The following is an 8362-nucleotide window of genomic DNA, read 5'->3' as shown; positions in this document are numbered from 1 at the left end:
CCAGGATCAAACTCTTATGTTAAAGTTTTGTTCCTAACCAGTTCTTCTGGCTAACTCCGGTTTTTCTAAACCGGCAAAATCAAGTTCATTATCTCGTCAGTTCGCGTTGTCTTTTCGCTTTGCGAAAACCGCTCCATTCTTCGCTATTCAGCGCCTCCCGCAACCTTCGGTCACATGGTCGCGCTTCATAATCAGCTCAGAACTACTCTGACAGAATTGACTATGGGTTGTGTTTATTCATATCCATTGTTCAGTTTTCAAGGATCAATCTGCTTTTCAGCAGCGAAGATTATTTTATCAAATCTTCATTTTCTTGTCAAGTATTATTTTTTATACCTGATTCGATTTTGTTTGCTGTTTTTCGACAGCGAATGATATTTTATCAAGTATCATTCAGTTTGTCAAGCACTTTTTTATTTATTTTTCTGTGCCTGTTTTCGCTGTTTATGTCAGCGGATATCAGTATATCATCCGCAGTCCCGCTTGTCAATGTTTTTCTTTTCAAACATTCGCTGTTGACCAATGCCTATACTCTTTTTCCGACTGCTTTCGTGCAGCGACATTTATTTATTATACACGCTTAACACAAAATGTCAACACCTTTTTTCACCTTTTTTCGATATTTTTTCCTTCCCCTCAAAATAAGGAAAAGGCAGCCCTTTTTCCCTAGGAATCAAAGCTGCCTTTTTCATAATAATACCTTTTTTAGTCACACTTATTTGTCTTGTTTGTTTTATTGGTTTTATTTGTCTTTTCGTTTTTGCCGGTATCAATGCTGTATTCCTGTGCAAATTCTGTTCTGTTCATGCCCTTCTGGTTGTTCTTTTCCGTTTTGTTTGTTTTGTTATTGTTTTTGTCCATGACTATGACCTCCTGTCATCCTTCTTTTTTCTCGGCGAGCATCTCTCGCAGTCATAGTATGTCTCGTCTTTCTCATTTTATTCGTTTTCCTTTTATTAGGATTTTTTCTCTGTTTCTTCTTTATTATATAACAAAAAAGAGGGTTGCCCCTCTCCTTGTCGAAATTTCATTTTTAATTGTCTTTTGTTTCGATGCACTGCTCCTTATGGAACACCTTAGACAAATCCGTATTGCCGACATTGTTCTTCATCGCGGTATCCGCCTGCACATTCTGCATACGATAATAATCCATCACGCCCAGATTGCCGCTGCGCAGTGCTTCTGCCATCGCACGAGGAACCTCTGCTTCTGCTTCCACAACCTTTGCCTTCATGTGTTCCACTTCCGCTCTCATTTCCTGCTCCTTGGCAATCGCCGTCGCGCGGCGTTCTTCCGCCTTCGCCTGTGCAATCTGCTTGTCCGCTTCCGCCTGCTGAATCTGCAGGTGTGCGCCGATGTTTCTGCCAATATCCACATCTGCAATATCAATAGACAGAATCTCAAATGCAGTACCGTTATCCAGACCCTTTGACAAAACTGTTCTGGAAATCAGATCGGGGTTTTCCAATACGCTCTTATGACTCTGAGAAGAACCAACCGTTGTAACAATACCCTCGCCAACTCTGGCAATAATCGTTTCTTCGCCTGCACCGCCGACCAGTCTGCTCAGATTCGCTCTCACTGTTACCTTCGCAATCACCTTCACCTCGATGCCATCAATCGCAACGGCAGAAATCCAAGGTGTTTCGATAATCTTAGGCGTGACGCTCATTTTTACAGCTTCAAAAACATTCCGCCCTGCCAGATCAATCGCTGCCGCACGTTCAAAGGAAAGATCCAGATTTGCTCTGTGCGCCGCAATCAAAGCATCTACAACGTTATCCACACGACCGCCGGAAAGCAGATGGGATTCCAGCTGATTTGCGTTAACATTCATCCCTGCCTTCTGCGCCTTAATCAAAGGACGAATAATCTTATCCGCACGCACCCGACGCAGACGCATCCCGACCAGCGAAAAAATATTTACCCTAACGCCTGCGGAAACCGCGGAAATCCATAACCCCAGGGGAACAAAGCTCAGGAAAATCCCCACTATCACCAGAATGACAATCAGCGGAATAATAAAACCAAAAATTTCAAACATCTCATACGCCTCCTTTTATGCTTCGCATACCTTTACAATCACAGTTTTCCCCGTGATTTGCACAACCTGCACCTTTTCGTCTCTGTCAATAAAATCACCCTGCGAACAGACATCGATCATCTTCCCGTCAATCTCTGCCACGCCAAAGGGACGCAGCGTCGAATGTGTCACACCTGTCTGTCCCAGCAGTCCCTGCAGAGCATTTTCATCAAAGTCCTTCGCTTCCTGCTTATCCTTTAATACAATCTTATTGTACAGTCCACTTTGCTTTGCCAGAAATACCATTGCAAAAAATACAGCCACAACTGCAACCAGCATGATTAAAAATAGAATCAATCCGTAAATCTTAAACGTCAGCGCAAGCGAGCCGAAAAGGGAGATTGTACCCAAAATGCCAAACAGACCAAACCCCGGCATTAGAATCTCTGCAAAAATCATCACTAAACCGAGAACCGCCAAAACAACAATCCATGGAAACATTTCTTCAACCTCCTTTATGCAGTTTTTTACCCTATCTAGGCAAAGTATATTCGCATGGAGCAAATATGCCCTTCTTGACTTTATAGTATCATAAAAAGTAATTCGCTTGCAATGGATTTTAAAAACTGTAAGATTTTCTTAAGAAATTATCCCCATTTACAGAAGGGAGATGAAGCTCCTTCATCTCCCTTCTGTTTTTTGTGTTTCCCTTTTTTATATTTCTCTCGTCACCGGTACGATGATATTTTCGCCCGTCCGTATGTTCGCTGTTTTCAGCCCGTTCACCTCACAAATTGCATCAACCATCTGTTCGGTTTTCTGTCCCTCTGCTTTATATTCCTTCGCGATATCCCAAATCGTATCGCCCCTCTGAATCTCCACAGACTCATAATACGTTTTTGTTTCTCTTCCCTTCTGCGCGCCCATGGCAAAGGTTCCCAAGCAGAGAATCAACGCCAGTGTCAGCAGCAGAAATACGTTTTTTCTGATTTTTCTGGATTTCCTTACGACCCTTCTTTGTGTTCTTCTTTCCATGCTTTCGCCCCCATTCACTCCGAACATTTCTTCGTTTTATGCTTGTATATTACACGAACATCTATTCCTTGTCAATACTTTTTTGCATTTTTTGCGAACATAGGTTTGATTTTGTATCAATTCCATGCTATAATGAAAAACAACATCGGGAATTGCCGAAGCTCCGGCGATTTCCGTTCCTCGGCAGGATATTTCTGCCATCGACTTGATAATTCCCATCTATTTGGATACAATCATAAGGAGTGAGTATATGAGTGAGCTGTCCGCAAAGCAAAGACAAATTCTGGAATATATGAAAGCAGAAGTGCGGGAAAAGGGCTACCCCCCTTCGGTACGGGAAATCTGTGATGCCGTTGGGCTGAAGTCCACCTCAACGGTGCATGGGCATCTGTCCCGTCTGGAAAAGAAGGGGCTGATTCGCCGCGACCCAACCAAGCCCAGAGCCATTGAAATTCTGGATTCCGACTTTGATGCACCCCAGCGTGAATTTGTGAATGTGCCGATTGTCGGCAATATCACCGCCGGCATCCCGATTCTTGCCGTGGAAAATATCGAGGATACCTTCCCGATTCCCGTGGATTATATTCACAATGACACCGTGTTTATGCTTCGTGTCAAGGGGGAAAGCATGATTGAAGCAGGCATTTTTGATAAGGATTTGATTCTGGTTCGCCAGCAGCAGGATGCCAATAACGGCGATATCGTTGTTGCCTTAATCGAGGATTTTGCAACCGTCAAAACCTTCTATAAGGAAAAGGATTTCATCCGCCTGCAGCCGGAAAACCCCTCTATGTCACCCATTATCGTAAAGGACGTTGCCATTTTGGGCAAGGTCATCGGTCTGTTCAGAAAATTCTAAGGAGAGATGAAAGTATGTATGGTTATGTAAAGGTCGGTTCCGCTGTACCGAAGCTGCGGGTTGCCGATTGTGTCTATAATAAAGAGGAAATCTTGAAGCTGGTGGAGGCAGCCGCCGCAAAGCAGGTGCGTGTGCTGTCCTTCCCAGAGCTTTCCGTTACAGGCTATACCTGTGCGGATTTGTTCTTTCAAACACCGCTTCTGCACGCCGCCGAGCAGGCAATTCAGGAGATTGCAGAAGCAACAAAAGCACTGAATATCTTCCTCCTGATTGGTGCGCCCATCGCTGTGGATAATCAAATGTTCAACTGCGCTGTTGCCCTCTACAAGGGCAAGCTTCTGGGTATCGTCCCCAAAACACATATCCCCAACTATAGCGAATTTTATGAAGAACGCTGGTTTGCCTCTGCGGATGACCTTTTGACGGAAGAAATTACTTATGCAGGGCAGAATGTTCCCATCGGCGCAGACCTGATTTTCGCTGCTGCGGATTTCCCTGCACTGAAAATCGGCGTGGAAATCTGCGAAGACCTCTGGGTACCCATTCCCCCCAGCTCCTATCTGAGCCTGTACGGCGCAACGCTGCTGCTGAATCTTTCCGCAAGCAATGAGCTTGCCTCCAAGCCCGGCTATCGCCGTCAGCTGGTGTCTCAGCAGTCCGCGCGCTGCCTGTCCGCTTATGTGTACACCTCCGCAGGCACAGGCGAATCCACACAGGACGCTGTATTCAGCGGACACAGCATGATTTACGAAAACGGCACGCTTTTCGCGGAAACAGAATCCTTCTCTCGCGAAAGCCAGTTTGTTTATGCCGATATCGACGTAGAAATGCTGATGAGCGAGCGCAGAAAGCACACCACCTTCATGACCCATCTGCAAAAAGCAGAGGCACAGAAATTCTATCGCCAGATTTTCTTCGATATGGCAGAGGACACCACACTGGACAACTGGAGCAGACCCCTGTCCAATGTCCCCTTCACCCCAACCACAAAGCTGGATGCACGCTGTAAAAATATTTTCGCCATCCAGACAACAGGTCTTGCAAGACGCATGGAGCATACCCATGCCGATTCTCTGGTGATTGGCATTTCCGGCGGTCTGGATTCCACGCTGGCACTGCTGGTCTGTGCAAAAGCCTGTGATTATCTCGGCATTGACCGCACCCATGTCATCGGCGTAACCATGCCCGGCTTCGGCACAACGGACAGAACCTATCAAAACGCCCTGACGCTGATGCGTTGCCTTGGCATCACCATGAAGGAAATTCCTATCCGCGATGCTGTCATTCAGCATTTCAAGGATATCGACCATGATATCAGCCTGCATAATGTTACTTATGAAAATGCACAGGCGCGTGAACGCACCCAGATTCTGATGGATTTGGCAAATAAATACAATGGTCTGGTTGTTGGTACAGGCGATTTATCCGAGCTGGCTTTGGGTTGGGCAACCTATAACGGCGACCACATGTCCATGTATGGTGTCAATGGCGGCATCCCTAAAACACTGGTGCGTGTTCTGGTAAAATGGGTCGCAACAAACGGCGAGGTAGACGCAGAGGCATCCGCTGCTCTGTTGGATGTACTGGATACCCCCGTCAGCCCCGAACTGCTGCCTCCAGATGAAAACGGGAAAATCAACCAGAAAACCGAGGATTTGGTCGGCCCCTATGAGCTGCACGATTTCTTCCTTTATCAGATTATCCGCTTCGGCTATCATCCTGCAAAGATTCTCTTCCTTGCAGAAAAAGCCTTTGCCGGTGAATATGACAGAGCAACCCTTCTGAAATGGCTCAAGAATTTCTACCGCCGTTTCTTTATCCAGCAGTTCAAGCGTTCTTGTCTGCCCGATGGCCCGAAGGTTGGGGCATTGTGCCTGTCTCCCAGAAGTGACTGGCGAATGCCTACCGATGCAGTCAGCCGCATTTGGATGGACGAGGTCGAAAAGCTGTAATTTTATACAAAAAAGCTGAGATATCTATTACAGACACCCCATTTGTTAGACAGTATACTGTTTCACAGGTGGGGTGTTTTCCTATCTCAAAAGAGCTGCCAGGCAAACGATACTGCATCGGAATTTAAGAAACCGACAGTACCGGCAATACCGAAGGAGAAGCCTCGCCGCCGCAGAATAAGCCGAATAAAGGCAAATTTTAAGGGCCTATCGCCTGCAATATACAGACAATAAGCCCTTTCGGTTGCTTGAATTGTTTTGCTGAAAAATATTTGTCTAGCCCTTCGGGGTGCCACTCAACGGAGATACCCCATTTCCTTTTTATTTATAAACACGAACCTTTTCAATACGATTCTTATCCATTTCCTCAACCACAATCCGCAGTCCATCCGTCTCAATCACCTCGCCGTTTTTCGGAAAATCCCCTAAAAGCTGAAGAATATACCCTGCAATGGTATCCACTTCCTCGCTTTCCAGCTCGGTACCGACAATTTCATTGAAATCCTCCAGACGGGTGCTGCCGTCCACCACGAATTCGTTATCCTTGATGACCTCGATTTCATCTTCCTCATCATCGTATTCGTCTCCGATTTCTCCGACAATTTCCTCAACAATGTCCTCTGTTGTAATCATACCGGATGTGCCGCCATATTCATCCAGAACGATTGCAACCGCCAGACGGCTGTTTTTCAGCTCCGCCAGCAGCTCATCCAGAGGCTTGCTTTCGTAGGTGAAAAATGGCTCTCTCATATATTTTTCTGCCGAGAAGGTCGCTTCATCCAGATAGAAAATATCTTTGACATACAGAATACCGACAATATCATCCAAGTCCTCGCCATAAACAGGCATACGGGAAAAACCCTCCTCCTGCACCTGACGGACGTATTCCCCATAGGTCACATCCAACGGAACCGCAACGATATCCGTTCTGGGTGTCATGACATCCTTCGCCTTGGAATCCCCGAAATCGAACACGTTGTTAATCATTTTTCTTTCGTCTAGCTCCAGCACGCCCTCTTCATGGCTGACATTGACCATGGTTTTCAGCTCTGCCTCTGTAATCAGCGGTGCTTTTTCATTCGGATTACATCCCAGAAGACGAATCAAACCGCCTGTCACCACATTCAGCACTGCAACCACAGGGCGGAACACCAGCACACAGAAGGAAATAATCTTTACCACTGCAAGAGCAACCTTTTCCGCCTTCTGCGCCGCAATCGTCTTAGGAGTAATTTCCCCGAAAATCAGAATGATAACGGTAATCACAATGGTCGCAATCCCCGCTCCGCCGGAATTGCCGCGGAAAATCTGAATTGCCAATGTGGTTGTCAGGGCAGACGCGCCGTTGTTTACTAAGTTATTCCCAACCAAAATGGAACTCAGCAAGCGGTTCGGGTCTTCCAGCAGACGCATAATCAAATCCGCATTTTTTACATTTTCCTCCACCATATTCCGCAGACGAATCCTGCTCAGGGAAGTCAGCGCCGTTTCCGATGCGGAAAAAAACGCAGAACAACATACCAAAAAAATCAATAAGCCAATTAACACTGGACTGCCGTCCATACGGTCATCACTCTCCATATCTCTCAAATGTTTTCTATATATCTGAATAGTTTACTATAAAAGTGACTTTTTTGCAACAAAAACTCCTTTGTACAAAACCCAATCCTTGTAGCAAACAAAAAAATATGTTAGGATATAAAGGATGTTATACAACAGATTTTTCAAAGGAGCGGGAAATGCCTATGAATGTATCATGCAGATTGCTGTAAAAAAATGGAATCTCAATTAAAAACTTAGTAGTTTTATCGTATGGAAAGGAAGAAGAAAATGGAAAAGAGAAACGGGAAGGCATTGCTTCCCATATTCGTATTTGTTGTTTTATATTTAGGTCTTGGCATATTGTTTGAATATGGCCTGCGCATCGAAATGGGCTTTTACAAAATCCCTGTTGTTGTCATATTTCTGATTGCCCTGCTTGTTGCCTGTCTGCAAAACCGTTCCCTGCAGCTCAATGATAAGCTTGCCGTTATGGGCACCGGCATCAGCGACCCGAATATTATCACGATGATTCTCATCTTCATGCTGGCAGGGATTTTTGTCGGCGTTGTCGGCAGATCCTCCGCAAACAGCGTTGCCTACTTCATTCTCTCTCTGATTCCACCACAGTTCGCGGTTGCGGTGCTTTTCATCGTCAGCTGTCTTGTATCGCTCGCCATGGGCACCTCTGTCGGCACAATTACGCTGATTGTCCCCATCGGCATTGCTGTTGCAAAGGCATCCGGCTTTTCCGTGCCTCTTTGCATTGCTTCTGTCATGAGCGGTGCAATGTTCGGGGATAACCTGTCCTTTATTTCGGATACAACCATTGCTGCCTGCAACGGACAACAGATAAATTTAAGGAAAATTTCTTTATCGCCCTGCCTGCGGCGATTGTCAGCGTAATCATTATCTTTGTTCTTTCCGTAAAAAGCTATAATGGCGGCTTTGTTG

General features: G+C 45.7%; 8 protein-coding genes. 3 read left to right on the top strand and 5 right to left on the bottom strand.

The annotated features are described in order from the left end of the window. Nucleotides 1-705: 705 nt before the first annotated feature. The 4 genes from GPK49_RS04060 to yneA all read right to left on the bottom strand — a co-directional run bounded on the left by GPK49_RS04060 (nt 706) and on the right by yneA (nt 3058). Nucleotides 706-861, bottom strand: coding sequence for a hypothetical protein (locus GPK49_RS04060; protein ID WP_016407368.1), 156 nt, complete (start codon nt 859-861; stop codon nt 706-708). Nucleotides 862-1033: 172 nt separating this feature from the next. Beyond that, nucleotides 1034-2044 (bottom strand): flotillin-like protein FloA, encoded by a 1011-nt coding sequence (floA, locus tag GPK49_RS04055; protein WP_118582062.1) that lies wholly within the window; start codon nt 2042-2044, stop codon nt 1034-1036. A 15-nt stretch (nt 2045-2059) separates the two neighbouring features. Continuing rightward, on the bottom strand, nt 2060-2524 hold the full coding sequence (locus GPK49_RS04050) for an NfeD family protein (protein ID WP_215676823.1): 465 nt from the start codon (nt 2522-2524) through the stop codon (nt 2060-2062). A gap of 213 nt (nt 2525-2737) precedes the next feature. Continuing rightward, nucleotides 2738-3058 (bottom strand): cell division suppressor protein YneA, encoded by a 321-nt coding sequence (yneA, locus tag GPK49_RS04045; RefSeq protein WP_016407371.1) that lies wholly within the window; start codon nt 3056-3058, stop codon nt 2738-2740. 250 nt (nt 3059-3308) lie between these two features. Here yneA and lexA point away from each other — a divergent pair, with 250 nt between their 5' ends. Next, a complete protein-coding gene (lexA, locus tag GPK49_RS04040; RefSeq protein WP_118582071.1) occupies nt 3309-3917 on the top strand; it encodes a transcriptional repressor LexA in 609 nt (202 codons plus the stop codon). Between the two features lie 14 nt (nt 3918-3931). Next, nucleotides 3932-5869, top strand: a complete 1938-nt coding sequence (locus tag GPK49_RS04035) for an NAD(+) synthase (protein ID WP_215676822.1) — start codon at nt 3932-3934, stop codon at nt 5867-5869. A 321-nt stretch (nt 5870-6190) separates the two neighbouring features. On the opposite strand, the gene GPK49_RS04030 is transcribed toward GPK49_RS04035, so the two are convergent. Continuing rightward, on the bottom strand, nt 6191-7432 hold the full coding sequence (locus GPK49_RS04030) for a hemolysin family protein (RefSeq protein WP_215676826.1): 1242 nt from the start codon (nt 7430-7432) through the stop codon (nt 6191-6193). Between the two features lie 267 nt (nt 7433-7699). Here GPK49_RS04030 and GPK49_RS13150 point away from each other — a divergent pair, with 267 nt between their 5' ends. Continuing rightward, nucleotides 7700-8314 (top strand): Na+/H+ antiporter NhaC family protein, encoded by a 615-nt coding sequence (locus GPK49_RS13150; protein ID WP_444876937.1) that lies wholly within the window; start codon nt 7700-7702, stop codon nt 8312-8314. Nucleotides 8315-8362: the final 48 nt, after the last annotated feature.

The organism is Clostridium sp. MCC345 (assembly GCF_018785345.1).
Classification (GTDB): domain Bacteria; phylum Bacillota; class Clostridia; order Lachnospirales; family Anaerotignaceae; genus Anaerotignum_A; species Anaerotignum_A faecicola.
The sequence above is the reverse complement of the archived record's forward strand: the minus strand, read 5'-3'. Positions and strand labels throughout refer to the sequence as shown.

Bases quoted from the DNA above. Each gene is read 5' to 3' on its own strand.
- GPK49_RS04030 (WP_215676826.1), bottom strand. From the start codon at position 7,432: ATGGACGGCAGTCCAGTGTTAATTGGCTTATTGATTTTTTTGGTATGT.
- GPK49_RS04050 (WP_215676823.1), bottom strand. From the start codon at position 2,524: ATGTTTCCATGGATTGTTGTTTTGGCGGTTCTCGGTTTAGTGATGATT.
- lexA (WP_118582071.1), top strand. From the start codon at position 3,309: ATGAGTGAGCTGTCCGCAAAGCAAAGACAAATTCTGGAATATATGAAA.
- yneA (WP_016407371.1), bottom strand. From the start codon at position 3,058: ATGGAAAGAAGAACACAAAGAAGGGTCGTAAGGAAATCCAGAAAAATC.
- GPK49_RS04035 (WP_215676822.1), top strand. From the start codon at position 3,932: ATGTATGGTTATGTAAAGGTCGGTTCCGCTGTACCGAAGCTGCGGGTT.
- floA (WP_118582062.1), bottom strand. From the start codon at position 2,044: ATGTTTGAAATTTTTGGTTTTATTATTCCGCTGATTGTCATTCTGGTG.
- GPK49_RS04060 (WP_016407368.1), bottom strand. From the start codon at position 861: ATGGACAAAAACAATAACAAAACAAACAAAACGGAAAAGAACAACCAG.
- GPK49_RS13150 (WP_444876937.1), top strand. From the start codon at position 7,700: ATGGAAAAGAGAAACGGGAAGGCATTGCTTCCCATATTCGTATTTGTT.